At 55.2% G+C, this 19,428-nt stretch carries 23 protein-coding genes; 15 read left to right on the top strand and 8 right to left on the bottom strand.

All coding sequences use genetic code 11. From position 1 onward, the window contains the following. The first annotated feature begins 70 nt into the window (after positions 1 to 70). The 10 genes from QCD69_RS22980 (at position 71) to lipA (ending at position 9,156) form a co-directional block, all read left to right on the top strand. Positions 71 to 220, top strand: coding sequence for a hypothetical protein (locus QCD69_RS22980; protein WP_369894992.1), 150 nt, complete (start codon positions 71 to 73; stop codon positions 218 to 220). A 397-nt stretch (positions 221 to 617) separates the two neighbouring features. Next, entirely contained in the window at positions 618 to 935 is a 318-nt protein-coding gene (rsfS, locus tag QCD69_RS15005) for a ribosome silencing factor (RefSeq protein WP_253454921.1), read from the top strand. Positions 936 to 938: 3 nt separating this feature from the next. After that, positions 939 to 1,409, top strand: coding sequence for a 23S rRNA (pseudouridine(1915)-N(3))-methyltransferase RlmH (rlmH, locus tag QCD69_RS15000; RefSeq protein ID WP_253454922.1), 471 nt, complete (start codon positions 939 to 941; stop codon positions 1,407 to 1,409). Between the two features lie 28 nt (positions 1,410 to 1,437). After that, positions 1,438 to 3,342 carry a peptidoglycan DD-transpeptidase MrdA gene (gene mrdA, locus QCD69_RS14995; protein ID WP_253454923.1) on the top strand — a complete coding sequence of 635 codons (1,905 nt, stop codon included), beginning with the start codon at positions 1,438 to 1,440 and terminating at the stop codon, positions 3,340 to 3,342. A 2-nt stretch (positions 3,343 to 3,344) separates the two neighbouring features. Next, positions 3,345 to 4,457 carry a peptidoglycan glycosyltransferase MrdB gene (gene mrdB / locus QCD69_RS14990; RefSeq protein WP_253454924.1) on the top strand — a complete coding sequence of 371 codons (1,113 nt, stop codon included), beginning with the start codon at positions 3,345 to 3,347 and terminating at the stop codon, positions 4,455 to 4,457. A 9-nt stretch (positions 4,458 to 4,466) separates the two neighbouring features. Then, positions 4,467 to 5,606 carry an endolytic peptidoglycan transglycosylase RlpA gene (rlpA, locus tag QCD69_RS14985; RefSeq protein ID WP_253454925.1) on the top strand — a complete coding sequence of 380 codons (1,140 nt, stop codon included), beginning with the start codon at positions 4,467 to 4,469 and terminating at the stop codon, positions 5,604 to 5,606. Between the two features lie 133 nt (positions 5,607 to 5,739). Further along, positions 5,740 to 6,951 (top strand): D-alanyl-D-alanine carboxypeptidase DacA, encoded by a 1,212-nt coding sequence (gene dacA / locus QCD69_RS14980; RefSeq protein ID WP_253454926.1) that lies wholly within the window; start codon positions 5,740 to 5,742, stop codon positions 6,949 to 6,951. A 109-nt stretch (positions 6,952 to 7,060) separates the two neighbouring features. Continuing rightward, on the top strand, positions 7,061 to 7,324 hold the full coding sequence (gene ybeD, locus QCD69_RS14975; protein ID WP_013201269.1) for a DUF493 family protein YbeD: 264 nt from the start codon (positions 7,061 to 7,063) through the stop codon (positions 7,322 to 7,324). Positions 7,325 to 7,400: 76 nt separating this feature from the next. Then, positions 7,401 to 8,051, top strand: coding sequence for a lipoyl(octanoyl) transferase LipB (gene lipB / locus QCD69_RS14970; protein WP_253454927.1), 651 nt, complete (start codon positions 7,401 to 7,403; stop codon positions 8,049 to 8,051). A gap of 139 nt (positions 8,052 to 8,190) precedes the next feature. Next, positions 8,191 to 9,156: a lipoyl synthase gene (lipA, locus tag QCD69_RS14965; protein WP_253454928.1), complete on the top strand. Its 966-nt coding sequence runs from the start codon at positions 8,191 to 8,193 to the stop codon at positions 9,154 to 9,156. Between the two features lie 73 nt (positions 9,157 to 9,229). Here lipA and tatE read toward each other — a convergent pair whose 3' ends face one another. The 5 genes from tatE to pagP form a co-directional block, all read right to left on the bottom strand. Then, positions 9,230 to 9,436 (bottom strand): twin-arginine translocase subunit TatE, encoded by a 207-nt coding sequence (gene tatE, locus QCD69_RS14960; protein WP_125288552.1) that lies wholly within the window; start codon positions 9,434 to 9,436, stop codon positions 9,230 to 9,232. Between the two features lie 280 nt (positions 9,437 to 9,716). Then, the gene (locus tag QCD69_RS14955; protein WP_301252587.1) at positions 9,717 to 10,520 is read right to left on the bottom strand and encodes a deaminated glutathione amidase; all 804 of its coding nucleotides are present in this window, start codon (positions 10,518 to 10,520) and stop codon (positions 9,717 to 9,719) included. Further along, positions 10,520 to 10,975: a GNAT family N-acetyltransferase gene (locus QCD69_RS14950; protein ID WP_253454930.1), complete on the bottom strand. Its 456-nt coding sequence runs from the start codon at positions 10,973 to 10,975 to the stop codon at positions 10,520 to 10,522. Before QCD69_RS14950 ends, QCD69_RS14955 begins: the two co-directional genes overlap by 1 nt. Before the next feature lie 676 nt (positions 10,976 to 11,651). Further along, positions 11,652 to 11,861 carry a transcription antiterminator/RNA stability regulator CspE gene (gene cspE / locus QCD69_RS14945; RefSeq protein WP_004156612.1) on the bottom strand — a complete coding sequence of 70 codons (210 nt, stop codon included), beginning with the start codon at positions 11,859 to 11,861 and terminating at the stop codon, positions 11,652 to 11,654. A 150-nt stretch (positions 11,862 to 12,011) separates the two neighbouring features. After that, positions 12,012 to 12,587 carry a lipid IV(A) palmitoyltransferase PagP gene (gene pagP / locus QCD69_RS14940; RefSeq protein ID WP_253454931.1) on the bottom strand — a complete coding sequence of 192 codons (576 nt, stop codon included), beginning with the start codon at positions 12,585 to 12,587 and terminating at the stop codon, positions 12,012 to 12,014. Between the two features lie 1,316 nt (positions 12,588 to 13,903). On the opposite strand from pagP, the gene QCD69_RS14935 reads away from it, so the two are divergent. Then, positions 13,904 to 14,149, top strand: coding sequence for a hypothetical protein (locus QCD69_RS14935; protein WP_253454932.1), 246 nt, complete (start codon positions 13,904 to 13,906; stop codon positions 14,147 to 14,149). A gap of 32 nt (positions 14,150 to 14,181) precedes the next feature. On the opposite strand, the gene QCD69_RS14930 is transcribed toward QCD69_RS14935, so the two are convergent. Both QCD69_RS14930 and QCD69_RS14925 read right to left on the bottom strand, forming a co-directional pair. Next, the gene (locus tag QCD69_RS14930) at positions 14,182 to 14,595 is read right to left on the bottom strand and encodes a CesT family type III secretion system chaperone (protein ID WP_253454933.1); all 414 of its coding nucleotides are present in this window, start codon (positions 14,593 to 14,595) and stop codon (positions 14,182 to 14,184) included. Positions 14,596 to 14,613: 18 nt separating this feature from the next. Next, positions 14,614 to 15,522 (bottom strand): hypothetical protein, encoded by a 909-nt coding sequence (locus QCD69_RS14925; protein ID WP_301252580.1) that lies wholly within the window; start codon positions 15,520 to 15,522, stop codon positions 14,614 to 14,616. A 131-nt stretch (positions 15,523 to 15,653) separates the two neighbouring features. Here QCD69_RS14925 and QCD69_RS14920 point away from each other — a divergent pair, with 131 nt between their 5' ends. Further along, positions 15,654 to 16,598, top strand: coding sequence for a lytic transglycosylase domain-containing protein (locus QCD69_RS14920; protein WP_301252579.1), 945 nt, complete (start codon positions 15,654 to 15,656; stop codon positions 16,596 to 16,598). A gap of 48 nt (positions 16,599 to 16,646) precedes the next feature. Here the strand turns inward: QCD69_RS14920 and QCD69_RS14915 are convergent, their stop codons facing one another. After that, positions 16,647 to 17,288 carry a hypothetical protein gene (locus QCD69_RS14915; protein WP_301252578.1) on the bottom strand — a complete coding sequence of 214 codons (642 nt, stop codon included), beginning with the start codon at positions 17,286 to 17,288 and terminating at the stop codon, positions 16,647 to 16,649. A gap of 404 nt (positions 17,289 to 17,692) precedes the next feature. Here QCD69_RS14915 and QCD69_RS14910 point away from each other — a divergent pair, with 404 nt between their 5' ends. From QCD69_RS14910 to QCD69_RS14900, 3 genes are all read left to right on the top strand, one after another. Beyond that, on the top strand, positions 17,693 to 18,652 hold the full coding sequence (locus tag QCD69_RS14910) for a sigma 54-interacting transcriptional regulator (RefSeq protein WP_253454937.1): 960 nt from the start codon (positions 17,693 to 17,695) through the stop codon (positions 18,650 to 18,652). Between the two features lie 107 nt (positions 18,653 to 18,759). After that, positions 18,760 to 18,990 carry a hypothetical protein gene (locus QCD69_RS14905; protein WP_253454938.1) on the top strand — a complete coding sequence of 77 codons (231 nt, stop codon included), beginning with the start codon at positions 18,760 to 18,762 and terminating at the stop codon, positions 18,988 to 18,990. Positions 18,991 to 19,063: 73 nt separating this feature from the next. After that, positions 19,064 to 19,426: an EscI/YscI/HrpB family type III secretion system inner rod protein gene (locus QCD69_RS14900; protein ID WP_301252577.1), complete on the top strand. Its 363-nt coding sequence runs from the start codon at positions 19,064 to 19,066 to the stop codon at positions 19,424 to 19,426. The last annotated feature ends 2 nt before the right edge of the window (positions 19,427 to 19,428 follow it).

The following is a 19,428-nucleotide window of genomic DNA, read 5'->3' as shown; positions in this document are numbered from 1 at the left end:
TTTTTTATCAAGCCTTTACTTTTAGCAAAACTTGTCCTTCTTATAAGCGCATTGGATTAAAGCGGCTGGCATGGTGCCTGGTTTCGGCGTAACGGCGCAGGTCATCAACGGTCGTGACGAGTGCGGCGGCAGCGCCCTGCCCATCTACCGGGAAATGAACTGGGATTACAACGCAAAAAATCCGGGCGGCAAAAGCTACGCCTGTAAGCGGGTAGGTTAGCAAACGCCTTATAGCGCCTTCAAAAAAGGCGACTATACCGAATGCGTTAAAACGCATTTTCCCGCCCTGGTGATAACCGACAAATAACCGTTAACGGCATAAAGCTACAACTTCGTTAACACAGGCGGAAGAGCCGTTGCGCGCTTGCGCTTTTTTCTTTCTGTCGACGGCCGTACCTCTGCGGCCGTCATCTCTTCTCCGGGGCAACTATCGGCCCGGCAGCCATTGACTCTCAGCCGGGGGCTGTTATTCTCCGCTGCCATGTTTTTTACCCGGCGGCTACACAAGCTCACAATTATTCGACTCAGGAACGTGGATCTTCCGCGCCGACGTGGGATAATAGCGCTTCCGCCTGGCGGACAGACATCTCATTCAACCGTATTCAGAGGGGAACCTTTTGCAAGGTCAAGCACTCCAGGAATTCGTCATCGATAAAATTGACGATTTGAAAGGCCAGGATATTGTCACTGTTAACGTACAGGGCAAATCCAGTATCACCGACTGCATGATTATCTGTACCGGTACCTCAACGCGCCATGTCGCCTCTATCGCCGATCACGTGGTGCAGGAATCGCGCGCGGCGGGGCTGAAGCCGCTGGGCGTTGACGGCAAAGCCGCCGCCGAGTGGGTGGTGGTCGATCTGGGCGATGTGATCGTCCACGTGATGCAGGAAGAGAGCCGTCGTCTCTACGAACTCGAAAAGCTCTGGAGCTAATCCGTGAAGCTGCAGCTGGTTGCCGTCGGCACGAAAATGCCTGACTGGGTGCAAACCGGATTTATGGAATACCTGCGCCGTTTTCCCAAGGATATGCCGTTTGAGCTGACTGAAGTGCCGGCCGGCAAACGCGGGAAGAACGCCGACATCAAACGCATTCTGGAAAAGGAAGGCGAAATGATGCTGGCGGCGGTGGGCAAAGGCAACCGCATCGTGACGCTGGATATTCCGGGGCAGCCGTGGGAAACGCCGCAGCTGGCGACGCAGCTGGAGCGCTGGAAGCAGGACGGCCGCGACGTCAGCCTGCTGATCGGCGGCCCGGAAGGCCTGGCGCCCGCCTGCAAGGCTGCCGCCGAGCAGAGCTGGTCGCTCTCCACGCTGACGCTGCCTCACCCTTTGGTGCGCGTGCTGGTGGCGGAAAGCCTTTATCGGGCATGGAGTATTACCACTAATCACCCTTACCATCGCGAATAGCCCTTAACTGGACAGATTAACGCAGCGGATGAAATTACAACGTAACGCCTTTCGTGACTATACCGCCGAGCAGACGCTGTTTGTTCGGCGGGCAATGATCGCTTTTTTCGGCATCTTACTGCTTTCCGGCATCCTGGTAGCTAATCTCTATCATCTGCAAATTATCCGCTACACCGATTACAGTACCCGCTCTAACGAAAACCGCATCAAGCTGGTGCCTGTCGCGCCAAGCCGCGGCATTATTTACGATCGTAACGGTACGCCGCTGGCGCTGAACCGCACTATCTATCAGATTGAGCTGGTGCCCGAGAAGGTCGAAAACCTCGAAAAAACGCTGCTGGCGCTGCGCCCGGTGGTCGACCTGACCGATGAAGATATCGTCGCCTTTGAAAAAGAGCGCAAGCGTTCGCGCCGCTTTACCTCTATTCCGGTAAAAACCGGGCTGAATGAGGTGCAGGTCGCACGTTTCGCGGTGAATCAATACGCTTTTCCCGGCGTGGAAGTCAAAGGCTACCAGCGCCGCTACTATCCTTACGGCTCAGCCCTCACCCACGTGCTGGGCTATGTTTCCAAGATCAACGATCGCGACGTTGAGCGACTGGATAAAGAAGGCAAATGGCCTAACTACGCGGCCACGCACGATATCGGCAAGCTGGGCATAGAGCGCTACTACGAGGATATGCTGCACGGCAAAACCGGCTATGAAGAGGTCGAGGTCAATAACCGTGGCCGCGTGATCCGCCAGCTACACGAACAGTCGCCGCAGGCGGGTCAGGATATCTGGCTGACTATCGATCTCAAGCTGCAACAGTATATCGAAACGCTGCTGGCGGGCAGCCGCGCCGCCGTGGTGGTAACCGATCCGCGCAGCGGCGAAATCCTGGCGATGGTTTCCATGCCCAGCTACGATCCGAACCTGTTTGTCGACGGCATCAGCAGCAAAGATTACAACAAGCTGCTGAAGGATCCGAACCGCCCGTTGATTAACCGTACGACTCAGGGCGCCTATCCGCCAGCCTCCACGGTAAAACCCTATATTGCCGTTTCGGCGCTTTCCGCCGGCGTAATCAATAAAAACACCAGCCTGTTCGATCCGGGATGGTGGCAGCTGCCCGGCTCTGAAAAACGCTTCCGCGACTGGAAGCACTGGGGCCACGGCCACCTTAACGTCACCAAATCGCTGGAAGAATCCGCCGATACCTTCTTCTATCAGGTCGCCTACGATATGGGCATCGACCGGCTTTCCGAATGGATGGGTAAATTTGGCTACGGCCATCTTTCCGGTATCGATCTGGTGGAAGAAACCGCCGGCAACATGCCGACCCGCGAATGGAAAATGAAGCGCTTTAAAAAACCCTGGTATCAGGGCGACACCATTCCGGTAGGTATCGGCCAGGGCTACTGGACGGCCACGCCGGTGCAGATGAACAAAGCGATGATGATCCTGATTAACGACGGCATCGTGCGTACGCCGCATCTGATGATGGCCAACAAGGTGAATAACGTTACCGTGCCGTGGAAGCAGCCGGCGATCCCGCCGGTCGCCGATATTCATTCCGGCTACTGGGAAATCGCCAAGGACGGCATGTATGGCGTAGCCAACCGACCTAACGGCACGGCGCGCAAAAGTTTTTCCGACGCGCCTTATAAAATCGCTGCCAAGTCAGGAACGGCGCAGGTATTCGGCCTGAAAGAGAACGAAACCTATAACGCCCATAAAATTTCCGAACTGCTGCGCGACCATAAGCTGATGACCGCTTTTGCGCCTTACGATCATCCTCGGGTAGCGGTGGCGATGATCCTGGAAAACGGCGGCGCGGGGCCAGCGGTCGGCACCATTATGCGGCAAATTCTCGACCATATTATGCTCGGGGACAACAATACCAACCTGCCAGACGCCGCTCCGGTGCCGTCTGGCTATGAAGGCGAATAACCATGAACGATCGGCACCAGAAAAGCACTATCTGGACGAGGATCCACGTCGACCCGACCTTTTTTATTCTGATTTCCGCCCTGCTGGTTTACAGCGCGCTGGTTATCTGGAGCGCCAGCGGCCAGGATCCGGGCATGATGGAGCGCAAGCTGGGCCAGATTGCGATGGGCGTGGTGATCATGCTGGTCATGGCGCAGATCCCGCCGCGCGTTTACGAAGGCTGGGCGCCCTATCTTTACATCCTTTGTGTGATCCTGCTGATAGCCGTGGACGCTTTCGGCCATATCAGTAAAGGCGCGCAGCGCTGGCTGGATCTGGGCGTGGTGCGCTTTCAGCCCTCGGAAATAGCCAAAATAGCCGTGCCGCTAATGGTGGCGCGCTTTATCAACCGCGACGTCTGTCCGCCCACGCTTAAAAACACCGCGATTGCGCTGGTGCTGATCTTTATGCCCACGCTGCTGGTGGCGGCGCAGCCCGATCTGGGAACGGCTATCCTGATCGCCTCCTCCGGCCTGTTTGTGCTGTTTTTATCAGGCATGAGCTGGAAGCTGATCCTCGTGGCCGTGATGCTGGTCGCCGCCTTCATTCCGGTGCTCTGGTTCTTCCTGATGCACGACTACCAGCGCGACCGCGTCATGATGCTGCTGGATCCGGAAAGCGATCCGCTGGGCGCGGGCTACCATATTATTCAGTCCAAAATCGCTATCGGCTCCGGCGGGCTGCGCGGCAAAGGCTGGCTGCACGGCACCCAGTCGCAGCTGGAGTTTTTACCCGAGCGTCACACCGACTTTATCTTTGCCGTGCTGGCCGAAGAGCTGGGCCTGGTCGGCGTGCTGGTGCTGCTGGTGCTCTATATTCTGGTGATCATGCGCGGCCTGCTGATGGCGGCCAGAGCGCAAACCACCTTTGGTCGCGTGATGGCAGGCGGCCTGATGCTGATCTTCTTTGTTTATGTCTTTGTGAATATTGGCATGGTCAGCGGTATATTACCCGTGGTCGGCGTCCCGCTGCCGCTGGTAAGCTACGGCGGCTCCGCCCTGATTGTTCTGATGGCCGGGTTTGGCATTATTATGTCGATCCATACCCACCGTAAACTGTTGTCGAAAAGCGTTTAAGAGGCTTATATGCGTAAGGATTGGCTCTGGATTAGTCTGGCAGCGGCGCTGCTGGCAGGCTGTGTTACTGAACAACAGCAGGCACCGGTTACACAGCAACAGCAAACCTATAACGGCCCGGTCGTTGAAATCGGCGGCGTCGAGCCGCGCTACGAGCCGTTAAGCCCCAATGCCAACCAGGATTATCGGGTCAACGGCCAGAACTACCGCATCGTCACCGATCCGTCTAATTTCAGCGAAACCGGGCTGGCCAGCTGGTATAGCGAATCGGCCGACGGCAGCCGCACGGCGATTGGCGAGCAGTACGATCCGCAGGCGCTGACGGCGGCGCACCCTACTCTGCCGCTGCCGTCCTATGTGCGCGTCACCAACCTGGCGAACGGACGACAAATCGTGGTGCGGGTCAACGATCGCGGGCCTTACAAGCCGGGCCGCATTATCGATCTGTCCAAAGCGGCGGGCGATCGCCTGAATATTTCCAATAACTCCCGCGTGAAGGTGGACTTTATTAAGGTCGCGCCGGACGGCTCGGTTTCCGGCCCCGGCACCATCGGCACCACGGTCGCGAAACAAAGCTACGCGCTGCCGCCTCGCCCGGATCTCAGCGGCGGCATGGTGGTAATGGGCGGCGCGGCGGCGGCACAGGGCATGACAAGCGCGCAGGAAAGCACCGGCGCCTCGTCTTCTGAACAAACACCGCCTGACGTCCGGCCCGTGGATAACAGCACGCTCAGCAGCGACGACAACCTGGGCGCGCCGGTACGCAGCAGCGGCTTTTTAGGCGCGCCGCAGCCGTTGGCCAATGGCGTCCTGGAAGGCAGCGAGCCTGCACCAGCGGAACCGGCACCGGTGCCGACTCAGCCAGCCCCTGTCTCGGCGCCAGCCGCAGCGACTTCGGCACCGGCCGCAGCCGGAACGGCCTTTACGGTGCAGGCGGGCGCGCTGAAAGATGGCGCACGCGCACAGCAGCTGGCGGCCTCGCTGAGCAAACAATTTGGCGTGCCGGGCAGCGTTGACGCGCGCGGCGGCGTTTATCGCGTGCAGCTGGGGCATTTTACCTCGCGTCAGCAGGCGGCAGCGCTGCAGCAACGGCTTGCCAGCGAAGCCAACCTCACCTCTTTCGTGACCACGGCAGCTGGCAAAATGTGATAACGATCCGGCAATCCATCTTTACCTGGCGTTACGCTGTATGAGCCAGGTAAAGACGGATGCCGCTCCGAAATGCATTTGCTATAGTGAGTCACTTTTTTTTAACTTAGCCATGGATGTTGTTGTCCCCGACATGAATACTCTGACCTCTTCCCAACTGTTCAAACGCCTGACGGCAGGTTCGCTGATCGCCCTCAGCCTTACCGCCTTCGCCCACGCTGAAGACGTGAACATCAAAACCATGATCCCGGGCGTGCCGGATATTGATGCCGAAGCCTATGTGCTGATCGATTACAACTCTGGCAAAGTGCTGGCGGAGAAAAACGCCGACGCGCGCCGCGATCCGGCCAGCCTGACAAAAATGATGACCAGCTACGTGATTGGCCAGGCGGTCAAAGCGGGCAAAATTCATCAGGATGATATGGTCACCGTGGGTAAAGATGCCTGGGCGACCGGCAACCCGGTGTTTAAAGGCTCTTCGCTGATGTTCCTGAAGCCGGGCGATCGCGTGCCGGTTTCGCAGCTGACTCGCGGTATCGTGCTTCAGTCCGGCAACGACGCCTGTGTGGCGATGGCCGACTATGTCGCAGGCAGTCAGGACACCTTTGTCGGCTTGATGAATAACTACGTTAAGGCGCTGGGTCTGCAAAATACCCATTTCCAGACCGTACACGGCCTGGACGCCGAAGGTCAGTACAGCTCGGCGCGCGATATGGCGCTGATCGGCCAGGCGCTGATCCGTGACGTGCCGGATGAGTACTCGGTCTATAAAGAAAAAGATTTCACCTTTAACAATATCCGCCAGACCAACCGCAACGGCCTGCTGTGGGATACCAGCCTGAACGTTGACGGCATCAAAACCGGCCACACCAATGCGGCAGGCTATAACATCGTCGCTTCCGCGACCGAAGGCCAGATGCGTCTGATTTCGGCCGTGCTGGGTGGACGTACCTTTAAAGGCCGCGAAGTAGAGAGCAAAAAGCTGCTGACCTGGGGCTTCCGCTTCTTTGAAACCGTGGCGCCACTGAAAGCCGGTAAAGAGTTCGCCTCCGAGCCGGTGTGGTTCGGCAACAGCGACCGCGTGCAGCTGGGCGTGCAGAAAGACGTTTACCTGACTATCCCTCGCGGCCGCATGAAGGATCTGAAAGCCAGCTACACGCTGAGCAACACCGAACTGCACGCGCCGCTGGCGAAAAACCAGGTGGTCGGCACCATCAACTTCCAGCTGGACGGCAAAACCATTGAGCAGCATCCGCTGGTGGTGCTGAACGATATGCCGGAAGGCGGATTCTTCGGCCGTATCGTTGACTACATCAAGCTGATGTTCCATCACTGGTTTGGCTAAATCTGTCGCGTTCCGCGCTTGATTTCGGCCTGAATGGCCCGCATATTGATATTATCTGTAGGCTCCCGCTGTTGGCGGGAGTCTTTGTTTTAGCGTTACCGGAGCCCCTATGAAAACCAATCTTAAAGAACTGCTCGAATTTCCTACCCCGTTCACCTATAAAGTGATGGGTCTGGCGCAGCCGGAACTGGTTGATCAAGTAGTTGAAGTCGTACAGCGCCATGCGCCTGGCGATTACTCTCCGGATGTAAAACCCAGCAGCAAAGGCAACTATCACTCGGTTTCTATTACCATTACGGCGACCCATATCGAGCAGGTGGAAACGCTGTATGACGAGCTGGGCAAAATAGAAATCGTGCGGATGGTGCTGTAGCCATCACCGATCGGGGGCTGACCACGGCCCTCGTTCGGCGTTATACTCCCTTCTTTACTCCCTGACCGGACTTTCCATGCATCAGGATACCCTACTCGTTCGTCAGCTCGGTTTGCAGCCCTGGGCGCCCGTCTCTCAGGCCATGCACGATTTTACCAATCAGCGCGGCGCGGAAACGCCTGACGAAATCTGGCTGGTGGAACACCCGCCGGTATTTACTCAAGGCCAGGCCGGTAAAGCGGAGCATCTGCTGATGCCGGGCGATATCCCGGTTATGCAGAGCGATCGCGGCGGACAGGTCACCTATCACGGGCCAGGTCAGCAGGTCATGTACGTGCTGATAAACCTGAAACGGCGCAAAACCGGCGTGCGGGAGCTGGTTACCGCCATTGAGCAAACGGTGATTGCCACGCTGGCGCACTACGATATCGAGGCCGCTGCCCGGCCGGATGCGCCCGGCGTTTACGTCGAGGGCAAAAAAATCTGCTCGCTGGGCCTGCGCATCCGCAACGGCAGCTCTTTTCACGGGCTGGCTTTGAACGTGGATATGGATCTTGCGCCTTTTCTGCGCATCAATCCCTGCGGCTACGCCGGGCTGGAGATGACACAAATCAGCGCCTATAAAAAGGGCGTGACGCTGGCCGACGTGCAGCCGTTGTTAATCAAGCATTTTGCCCGCGAGCTGGCGATAGCGGACGTAAAGTGGCTGGACGAGCGAACGCCATAAATTTACAATTCCGTCACATTTTCTCCTCTGCCCTGGCTGAAACCCGCGCCGCGAGGTGATATAATTTTTGCGCTTTTCTCAAAAAAATTTGAACGTCACGCGGCTGATTAGCGCATGCCAACCTGGAAACAGCAAGATTATGAGTAAACCTATTCAGATGGAACGCGGCGTTAAGTACCGCGACGCAGATAAGATGGCGCTGATCCCGGTCAAAACCGTGGTCACCGAACGCACAGAGATTTTACGTAAGCCGGAGTGGATGAAAATCAAACTCCCTGCCGACTCCAGCCGCATTCAGGGCATTAAAGCCGCCATGCGTAAAAACGGTCTGCACTCCGTCTGTGAAGAGGCTTCCTGCCCTAACCTTGCAGAATGTTTTAACCACGGCACCGCCACCTTTATGATCCTGGGCGCGATTTGTACCCGCCGCTGTCCTTTCTGCGACGTGGCGCATGGGCGTCCCGTGCAGCCCGACGCCAACGAGCCGGAAAAGCTGGCGCAGACCATCGCCGATATGGGCCTGCGCTACGTGGTGATCACTTCCGTTGACCGCGATGACCTGCGCGACGGCGGCGCTCAGCACTTTGCCGACTGCATCACTGCTATCCGCGCTAAAAATCCGACCATTAAAATCGAAACGCTGGTGCCGGACTTCCGTGGCCGTATGGATCGCGCGCTGGATATTCTGAACGCCACGCCGCCGGACGTGTTTAACCACAACCTTGAGAACGTACCGCGCGTATACCGCCAGGTTCGTCCCGGCGCCAACTATGAGTGGTCGCTGAAGCTGCTGGAGCGCTTTAAAGAAGCGCATCCTGAGATCCCGACCAAATCAGGCCTGATGGTGGGTCTGGGCGAAACCAATGCCGAGATCGTGGAAGTGATGCGCGATTTACGCCGTCACGGTGTGACCATGCTGACGCTGGGGCAGTATCTTCAGCCAAGCCGCCACCATTTACCGGTACAGCGCTACGTCAGTCCGGCGGAATTTGACGAAATGAAAGAGGCGGCGATGGAAATGGGCTTTACCCACGCGGCCTGCGGCCCGTTCGTGCGTTCTTCCTACCATGCGGATATGCAGGCGAAAGGCCTGGAAGTGAAATAACTCTTTACATATTTGCAACAAAAACAAAAACGGATGACCCTGTCATCCGTTTTTTTATCGCTTAACGCGGGCGTTACTCTTTATGAGCAACCTGTTCAGCCGCTTTTTCTTCAGCGACAGGCGCTTTCTTCGCGGAGGTGTCATCGTCGCTCATCGCCTTTTTAAAGCCTTTGATCGCCGAACCCAGATCGCCGCCCAGCGAGCGTAACTTGTTGGTTCCAAAAAGCAATACAATCAGAGCGCCAATAATCAGCAGTTTGGCAATACTGATACCTTCCATACACACCTTCTTTATTTAACCGGACCGGTAAAGGTCAATAAGCATAAAGTGTATTAACGCGCAGATTGTCGGTCAATACAAACTGCCATCTGTAACAGAGTAATATCTGCACAGCGGCCTGCGAAATGATATCAGATAAAGCGGCTCAGGAAAGCCTGAAATCGCGGATGTTGGGGGCTGGTGTACCACAACGCGTTATCAATGCCACACCATTGTTCCATAGCGGTATGGTGATATCACCCGTTGCCCTCTCACTCCGAAGCGTTCCTTACCCAATATTTCAAAGCTTCCGCGAGCTGATAAGTTCAGGGCGAGCAAAACGGCGATTCTCCAGCACCGGCAGCACGCTACGCGCATGAGCGATACGGGCGGGATCCAAATCAGCAAAAAGCAATATCGGCGCTTCAGCCGCCCTGGCTATCGCCACGCCCAGCGGATCGACCGTCAGGCTGCAACCAATATTACGCGGGCCGCAGTCGCCGACGGCCACCATATAACAGGTGTTTTCCAGCGCACGCGCCGTTACCAGCACCTCCCAGTGCATCTCCTTCAGCGGCCCTCTCACCCAGGCGGCTGGCAGCACCAGCACTTCCGCGCCGTCCAGCGCCAGACGACGAGCCTGTTCAGGAAAACGCACGTCGTAACAGGTCATCAGACCCACTTGCATACCGGCAACTTCCACCAGCGGCGGCACCTCGTCACCGGCGGTGACATTGCGGGATTCCTGCATGGTAAAAGCGTCATAAAGATGCAGCTTGTCGTAGCGGGCAAGGATTTCGCCATTGCGAATGACGATAAGCACATTCAGCGCTTTGCCGTTATCGGTCGGCACGTGTACGGTCATTATTGTGGTTAACCCGTTGCCGCGACTGGCTGCACGGATTTCGTTTAAAAATGGCCCGTCCAGCGGCTGAGCGGCTTTCAGCACCAAATCCGGATCGGCGATATCACGAGCCAGCACGGCTTCCGGTAAAACGAGCAGATCGGCACCGCCGGCCAGCGCCCTGGTCATTAAGTCCGTACAGGTTGCCGCATTCTCCTGCCAGCTACGGCTGACCGCAAACTGTCCTGAAGCCACTTTCATTATGTCTCTCCGTGGGGATAAAAAGCGTGCGCATCGAGATTTTTAATCAGGTAGCGGGGAGCCTCGCTATAGCCTTCCCGGCTATAAAAGGCGTTAGCCTTGGTGCGCTGCTCATGGCAGTGGACTTCCATCCGATCGCAGCCGTGGGCTTTTGCCAGCTTCTCGGCGTGGCTTAACAGTTGATGTCCGACGCCTTCGCTACGCTTGCCGTCCGCGATACAAAAATAGCTGATGCGCGCGAAATCCCCCGCCAGCGCCAGCTGCGGAATAAAATGTAGCGAGAGAAAGCCTAATACGGTGCTGCCCTGCTCGGCAATCAGCAGCTGTTCTGCCCTGTCGTCGATCAGCTGCGCCAGACGACGCTCAATAAAGACTTCGGTGTTGGCATAGCCCAGTTCGGTTAACAGCGCGCTCAGGGCAAAACCGTCGTGCGTATTCGCCAGTCGGATCCTCATTCTCTCTCCTGTTAATTGCGGCCCGCTCAGGGCGTCAGCGCTTTTCTTCTACAGGTTATATAGCCTGACTGACACGATAAGCAACCCGACCGACGCCGACGCCTGTTACAGAATAAGCCGCGTTTGGGCTTCACAGACCGCAAAACAGGCATCTGCACCCGGCGCAGTTAACGATGACTGTTTCGTTTATCACGTTTTGGCACACTCTTTACGCAAACAGGAAGAAGCGCTAACAGGACAGGATCTTTGCGCACGCAAGCAGAGAGCAGGACTCGCAGGCGGAAATCTGTGCGGCACGCATGCACTGAGCATTAAGGGAACCTACGCGGCACGCCAGCAAAGGGCGGTACTTACAGACGGTAACCTGCACGACACGCAAGCACAGAGCATTAAAGGAACCTGCGCGGCAGGCCAACAGAGGGCGGAACTTACAGGCGGCAATCAGCGCGACACGCATGCACAGAGCATTAAGGGAACCTTTGCAACACGCAGGCAAAGAGCAGTACTTACACAGGCGGGAACCTGCGCAATATGCAGGCACAGAGCAGTACGGGAACTTTCGCAACAGCTATCCGGCTTACAGGCTCACCTGGCCGGGCATTCCATGGAGACGAGGCATCACTCAGGCGAAAAAAAACCCGCCATAAGGCGGGTTTTTAAAATTCTGTCTGATAACTTAAATAGCGGCAACGTTAGCAGCAGATGGGCCTTTGGCACCGTTGGTGATTTCGAACTCTACGCGCTGACCTTCAGCCAGAGTTTTGAAACCGTTGCTCTGGATGGCAGAGAAGTGAACGAACACGTCTTTGCTACCATCTTCAGGAGTAATGAAACCGAATCCTTTGGACTCATTAAACCACTTAACGCTACCTTTGATCTTAGACATCTATATTACCTTTACATGAAAAATGGACACTAAACTGTGTCGACGGTTAGTACAGCAATTGCTGAGCCTTTTGTCCAGTAGCCTTTCACGAAAAAGTGATAAATATCGCTTTTTTTACGCATCAATTTTAATTTTAGCGTGCGCCTGTTGTTAAAACTGCCAGCGCAGCCAGGCAAAATAGACGTTGCCGTTGTTGTAAGTCCCCGGAATATAAGTCATCTGGAAGGTGGCATCACGAAAACCTATTGAAGCAAGCGGCAAAACCGCCGGAACCGGGATATATTTCCAGTTGTCTCTTGCCGTTACCCCAGCCGTATAGCCCAACCCCAGCCGAAAATCTTTATTGCGCAGCGGCTGCCAGATTTTTTCCCAGCCGTAGCCGCCGAAGGGTTCCCATTTGTTAAAGGAGTCCTTGAAGGCCATCACGTACAGGCCGTTCCAGTTGCCTTTTTCGTCATAGCGCGACATGCCGCCGCCTGCACCCCAGGGGCGCTCGTTGTATTTATCAATATGCGCCTGGTCGTAAGTCCAGCGGTTGTGCCAGGTGATAGCCGGCACGTAAAGGTCGTAATGCTGCGGCTCGTTCCAGGTCGTGCTGACGCCGTCGCTAAAATTTTGCCAGCCGCCGGAGATCGCGGCGCCCAGTGTTTGTGCCTGAGCTGTAGCGGACAGGCTTCCTGCGCCTGCCAGGCTCAGGAAAAGAAGAAAAAAGCGAAAAAATGTCATTTTAATCTACCGCTCACCCGTGGTGCTGTTAAAAAATCTCTGCCGTTGCTGATTAAAAACGGCAGGCCTGGTCATATTGTTAATCCGGCCCCTATTGTAATTACCGCCATTAAACGGTTCATGAATGCACAGCGAACAAATTTTCAACTGTGCAAATTTTTTTAAAGTTGAGCCGGTCGACATTGCGGTTATGCAAAGTTCTCTTTTTTTTCTGATTAAAAACGGGACGAAATAATGCGCTAATGGGGTCAGTTACAATCATGAATTGTTTTAATGGAGTTTGATCTGGATCATTTATTTAGCGCAATTAATGCTTATTTAACCAAAAAAAGAAATAAAAGCGCCCAAAGTAACAATATTCATCGTCTCCCTATTGTAAATAAAAGGAAAGAACTGGGTTATCTCTTTTGAATCATGTTGTTATGGGTTAATATCATTTCACGAAACTGATAAATATTATTTATCGATCTATACGCGTTTTTTGGTAAAATTAATCCTGGTTAACACAGAAATTTAAGGAGCCGACGTGAGAATACGATGCGGGAGATGTGGGCACGCAGAGCTCATTTTCACGACTCGCGGCGACCGCTTTGGCGATCATCACGGGGCGATATGTGCGTATTGTTGGAAACCCATCACCTTAAAAGATTGCCTGTTTCGTCAGGCTATCGCGGTAACTGAGCAGGATGAAGCCGACATATTCCATCAGTTACCGGATAAAAAGGAAAAAATGACCGCGGCGTCCGCTCTGGCGAAACCGGCGGGCAAAAGGTGACAATACGCGCGTATTGCCACCTGATGACTAATCAGAAAAGTACTTTAAAGACGCCGGTTAACGTCAGCAGGCCGACAATAAAAATAATCGCAATAATCCAGAGAATAATCTTCATTCCATTTTCCTCAGCCAGATAAAAAAATTACTACTGTGTAGCCACTTGATTATAGAAGAAGATTTCCGTCCTGCCGTTTTCGCCGTCCGTTTTTTCCGGCCCCCGCCCGTGGTAAAACAGCCTCCGTCGCTTTTCATGATGACCTTTTACCGCTTCGTTCGCAGACGTTCCTGACCTCTGCCAGCAATTTAGTACCATTTTTCGCCTTTTATCCTTAAATCATTGTGATTTCAGGCACCTTCACGGTGTTTAAATAAAAATAGTTAAAAATCAATGAATTAAATAAATATCCAGCCATGCATTTTTTAAGCGACAGCGATCGCACTTTGCGCTTTCTTTACAGAGGAATCTTAGGCGCGCAGGCAGGCGCTGGCTAGACTTAACAGGGCTTGCGATACCAATCCCTGACGGTAATAAGGAGATCTTATGAGCACTCTGGACAGCAGCCTGGGTCGATACAGCCTGAAGGCAAAAAACGAGGGCGATCATATCCACGGCTCAATTGCCATTAATGATGAAGGCGGCTCGCCGCTGACGCTGCAGGAGTTCGATGAGCATTATCTGGATGATGTGATCAATAACGTTATCTATCCTGTCACCGGCGGCAACCGTGCCATTACCAACGCCTTCAAAGAAGAGCTGGTGAAGGCCGGGTTTAAACAGCCGCACTGACAGCGTAAGGGCCAACTTTCGTGGCCCTTTTTTTATGACGAGCCTGTGGTCGGCAGGGTCAAAAAGCGCTGCATGCTTTCCGCCTGTGCGATAAAGCGTTCAAACAGCGCCAGCAGCTGGTGCGGCTCCAGTAAAATAAAAGGCTCGCGGGTCCACAGCAGCACGCTTTGCTGCTCCGGCAGCGTGGCGGTCAGCACCGGCGGATGCGCCAGCCCCAGCAGATTGCACTGCAACAGCATGTTCAACGTGGCGGGATCGGCAAAATCACTTTCGCGCATCGGCAGCTGACAGCTTAGCGTCAGGTAATCTCGCGGGCTCTCCTCCCACAGCAGCGCGATGCCCTGCGCTTCCATTACGTAGCTTCCGCTCTCTTCCAGCTGCGCCTCATCAATGCGCAACTGACGCAGCAGCGGAGCCAGTAGCGTTTTCAGTCGACTGATAGCCATAATTTTCCTGTTAAGCGTTTACACGCCGCGGTTAATGTTGCGCATCAGCTCCGCCACCTCTGTACGGGTCGCATCATCCTGACGACGGCGCCGGGATTCATACACGGATCGCTTCATCTCTGGTTTTAGCTCGGTGACATCGCCGCCGCTTTCGGTTTGATAGTACACATTGATATTTTTCGAGGCCTGATATTGCTGATACAGCCCGCCACCGTGGCGCCGGGCAATCTGTTTCAACGAGCTGAGATCCTTACTGTCGATAGGCTGCCCCTCCCGCCGCATCTCGCGCTGGTAAAGCGCATTGACTTCCTCGCGGCTGGCCTTGTCGCCATGCACTAATCGCTCCCGCACCTCGGGATTAGCGGCCTGCGGCGCGTACTCTTTCACGATGCGATAGCGTTTGGACAGGTCGTAGTTCTGCTCTTTGTCGGCACGGCCATAGAGCGGCCAGGCATCGGAATAGATGCGCTCGCCGTTGATGCGTCTGTCGCCTACCATCACAAAGGCGTGATCGCCATCCAGCGCGCTGCAAACGGCTACCGGCTCGCTGATGCCGGAGGAGGCCAGCAGCAGGCCGTTTACCGCCGCCATTTCGCCGCAGTTTCCGGCCCGAAAGCGGGCGGCGCGCCATGGGCGGTTATCCTCAGAGCTGTTTTCGGCCCGGCAGGCGACCGTACGTTTTACCACGCCGCCGCGCGTGTGCAGGATGTCGTGGATCTGGTTAGCAGACCCCTTATCTAATGTTTTCCAGGTGTCTTCGATCGAGCGATTCGCTTTTTTCAGGATCTGCTGCTGGCTTTCCGTCACGGTGATGATGCGGCCATTGCGCGTCCCTTCCAGGCCCGGCTTGCCCGGCAGCATTACTTTCGCGTCATGACGGGTGCGGTGGCTGGCGCCAGAAGAGGTACCAAAAAGATTAAAGGGCATAAATTTTCCATCTGGTAAAAATCCGTAGCAGTAAGTGGCGTGACAAAACGGGAAGTTCCCCTCAGGCGGAACCCATACCGCCTCCGGGCCACTAATCATCACTCTTCCCTGGTCTACGCTTAAGGAAATTCATGATGACCCCAATTTCTTCCGCTAACGCTTTGCCGCCGACTATCCCCGGCCTGGATAGTTTGTTGTCGCCCGGCGAAGATTTACTTAGTCCGCTTAATGAAAAACACCAGGCCTCGATTAATTTCGCGCAGTCAGGCAGTCAGGGCACCTCGCTGGAAAGTCTGCTTGATAATAACGGCAACGACACGCAGCAAAACAGCGACCTGTCGCAGCAGGTATCGCAGCTGATATCGGAAATCATGAAGGCCGTGCTGCCGCTGATCCAGCAGCTGCTTCAGGGCCAGCAGGCCAGCAGTGGCGAAAACGGCGCTACCGGTTCAGGCAGCACCACCGCGCCAGTAACGTTCAAAAACAGCGGTAACCCAGCGGAAAACAGCGGAGCGCAAACCGCTGTCCCAGCGCTGTCCGCAGCCCAGACGAGCGCGACGTCAGGCAGCTCTCCGGCCCTCTCTCTCGGCAGCAGCGATCTTCATCTGCCCGACTCGCTCAAGCCTTTTGAGGCCGACATTCAGGATGCGGCGCAGGCTACCGGCGTGCCTGCTAACGTGCTTGCCGCGCAAATCTGGCAGGAGTCCCGCGGCAATCTGGGCGCGGCGACGGTCAACGGCGGCAACGGGCTACAGGATGCCGGTCTGATGCAGGTCAACAGCAATACCTTTGCCGATCTGCAAAGTAAAAATCCGGATTTGCTGGGCGCCAACGCCAGCCCTGATAACGCGCATGACAATATCATGGCGGGCGCGCTCTACATGAAAGAGCAGCTCGGCGCATTTGATGGCAGTATGGGCGCAGCTCTGCGCGCCTATAATTCCGGGCCAAACAACGTCAACACCGCTGATTTAAGTGATATTTCCAAAACGGGCACGGGCGACGCGACCTATGTCGATAAGGTGATGGATTTTGCCAATACCATTGCTACCGGTAAAGGCACGCTGCCAGCCTGATAAAAAAAGGGCGATCGACGATCGCCCTGAAAAGGTATGCCGGAAAACCTATTTGCTTTCGCCGCCGCCCTGCGCACCAGCGCCGCCGGAAAGGGCCGAAAGAATGGCGCCCAGGCCCAGCATCTGCAGGGCACCGCCCAGCTTAGCGGCCAGCCCGCTGCTACCCTGCTCGTCTTCGGCTCCCTTACCACCCTGCGTTGCGCCGCCCGAGCCGCCTGAGCCACCCTGGCCGGATGCGTTGGCGCCTTCAGATGACTGCCCCAGCATCTTTTTAATCATCTCCATCAGCTGGGCCATGATATCGCCGCTGCCGGCGGCTTCCTGAGCGCCGGACGTTCCGTTGCCAGAGCCCGAAGAGCCAGAGCCGTTTTTATCGCTGTTCGCCTCGCTGCCTTTCAACAGCTCCAGAATGGCGTTCAGCAATTGCGTAATACTGCTTTCGTTGCCTGTCGACTGGCTGCTGCCGTTACTGCCGTTACTGCCGTTCTGGGCAAGCGCCTCTTTGCTGCCAAACTGCACGCCCTGGCCGCCGCCGCTGTTTGACGCCGAAGTAGCAAAATTCAGGATATTACCCAGTCCCGGGCTGCCCTGACCGTTATTTTGCTTGTTGCTGAGTGGTAGCTCCAGACCCGCATCGCCACCCGTTTTGCCGCCGCCAATCGCGCCGTTTACACCGCCGCCTATTTTCATGCCGCTTCCTCTGTTCAGTGAAATGATCGTCACGAGTCCACCCGTCAAGGCTTCGTCTCCGTGTTGGGTGGCGATCGGGCCGGGCATGTTCCATTGGCGCTGGTAAAGTCTTAATTACGGTAAATTAAATTACACATTCTTAACGTTTTGTAATCTAAATAATGCGCTTGTTTACATCAGCTTACCGCTGCGCTGCGAAATTTGTGTAGGGATTTCCCTACCTTGCCCCACGGAGATCCCCACAACAACTTCAGAGGAAACTGATAGCCTCTCAAGGCCGCGCTAGTAAATAGTAAGCGAATATTGAGTGTTACCCCGAGCAGCCCGCCGCTGATCCCGTGTTGTTTTCGCTTAAGTTGCAGCAGATTGCTAACTGCATAGTCCGAGGGTAGACAGGAGAAAATATGGTAACGGGTAGTGAGAAACAATCAGGCAGTATCCGTCACGATAAAGTCACGGCTTTCCTTACCGAGCCTGGCGCAGCCAGAACGGATATCCACGCCAGCCTGCATCCGCTGATCGACAACCTTGCGCCGCTGAAAGTCGATCTGCTGCTGGAAGGCGAAACCGGGACGGGCAAAGATACGCTGACCCGCCGCATCTACCAGCTTTCGGGCGCGAAAGGGCCGCTGATTTCCGTGAACTGCGCGGCTATCCCGGAAAACCTGGCGGAAAGCGAACTGTTCGGCGTGATCGCCGGCGCCTACACCGGCGCCACGCATTCCCGGCCGGGCTACATTGAAGCCTCTGACAAAGGCATTCTGTTTCTGGATGAAATAGACAGCATGCCGCTGATATTACAGGCGAAGCTGCTGCGCGTGCTGGAAACCCGCGCCATTCACCGGCTGGGTTCCACGCAGCCCGTGCCGCTGGATCTACGCGTGATCGCCGCTTCCCAGACGCCGCTGATTGAGCTGGTGGACGCAGGACGTTTTCGCCGCGACCTCTATTTTCGGCTTTCCACCATCAAGCTGGAGACGCCGACGGTGCGTTCCCATGCCGAACTGATTATCCCGCTGTTTCGCCGCTTTACCCAGGAAGCGGCCATGCGGCTACAGCAGCCTATTCCGCCGCGTTCGCTGGCGCTGGACGAAGCCCTGCTGCTGCACAGCTGGCCCGGCAATATTCGCGAGCTGAAAGCCGCGGCGGAACGCCACGTGCTGCATCTGCCGCCGCTGTGTAATATCACGCCGGGCGAAGGCGAAGCGACATTATTAAAAGATCGCCTGCGTCGCATTGAGCGCAGCCTGATTAAAGAGTGTCTGCATCGCCACGGCCATAAGATTGATGACGTGGTGCATGAATTAGGTATTCCGCGCCGCACCCTTTATCACCGTATCAAATTGTTGAATATTGTTGCCTGATGCGTTTATAAAAATAATTTATTTTCTTTGGAACCCTTTTTGCGCCACACCCACTTAATTAACGAATATGCTAACAACCACCCCTTAATATAATCAGGAGCCACACTATGTCTTCAGTATCCTCAGGTATCTCTACTGCAGCTACAGCGGCAACAAGAGTTGAAAGCGCAACTGATGGCGCAAGCTTTATGTCACAGATGCAGGATGTTCAGGGCCAGATGCAGCAGGATATGGTCGATAAAGCCAAGCTTGATGCACAGAACAACAAAATGAACGGCGTTGCAGACAGTGCCAGTAAGGCGGGTTCTGCTGCCGCTCAGGTAAAAATCCAGTACTAGTTTCGCCTGCTGGTGCGGGTCTGCGCCCCTGACCCGCACCGCTTTTCGTTCTGTTATCCAGCGCGAGATCGTTATGAAAATAAATTCCTCCCCGGCAGATTTAACCGAGCTTCCGCAAATAAAAACCACGGCGGAGCCGCAGCAAAGCGACGTCGATTTTTTTTCGGCCCAGCTTAAAGAACCGCAGGTTGAAAAAGTTTCCGCCCCTGCCGAAGTCACGAATTTTCTTTCCGGCATTGCCAGTTCATTAAGTAATAATGAACACCAGAGAAAAGAAGCCTATCAGGATTTACAAAAAGCTTCCCGCTCGTCCAATTTATTAGAATTTAGTCAGGCTAATGCCGCCTTATCTAATTACTATATTGAAAATTTAATGAATGCAAAAATCGTCGCCAAAGGCGTTCAGAGCATTGATAAACTGACCAACCTACAGTAAGC

The sequence above is a fragment of the Erwinia sp. PsM31 genome (assembly GCF_030433775.1).
Taxonomy (GTDB): domain Bacteria; phylum Pseudomonadota; class Gammaproteobacteria; order Enterobacterales; family Enterobacteriaceae; genus Erwinia; species Erwinia aeris.
Note: the sequence above shows the minus strand (reverse complement) of the source record. Positions and strands in the feature narration are given on the sequence as shown.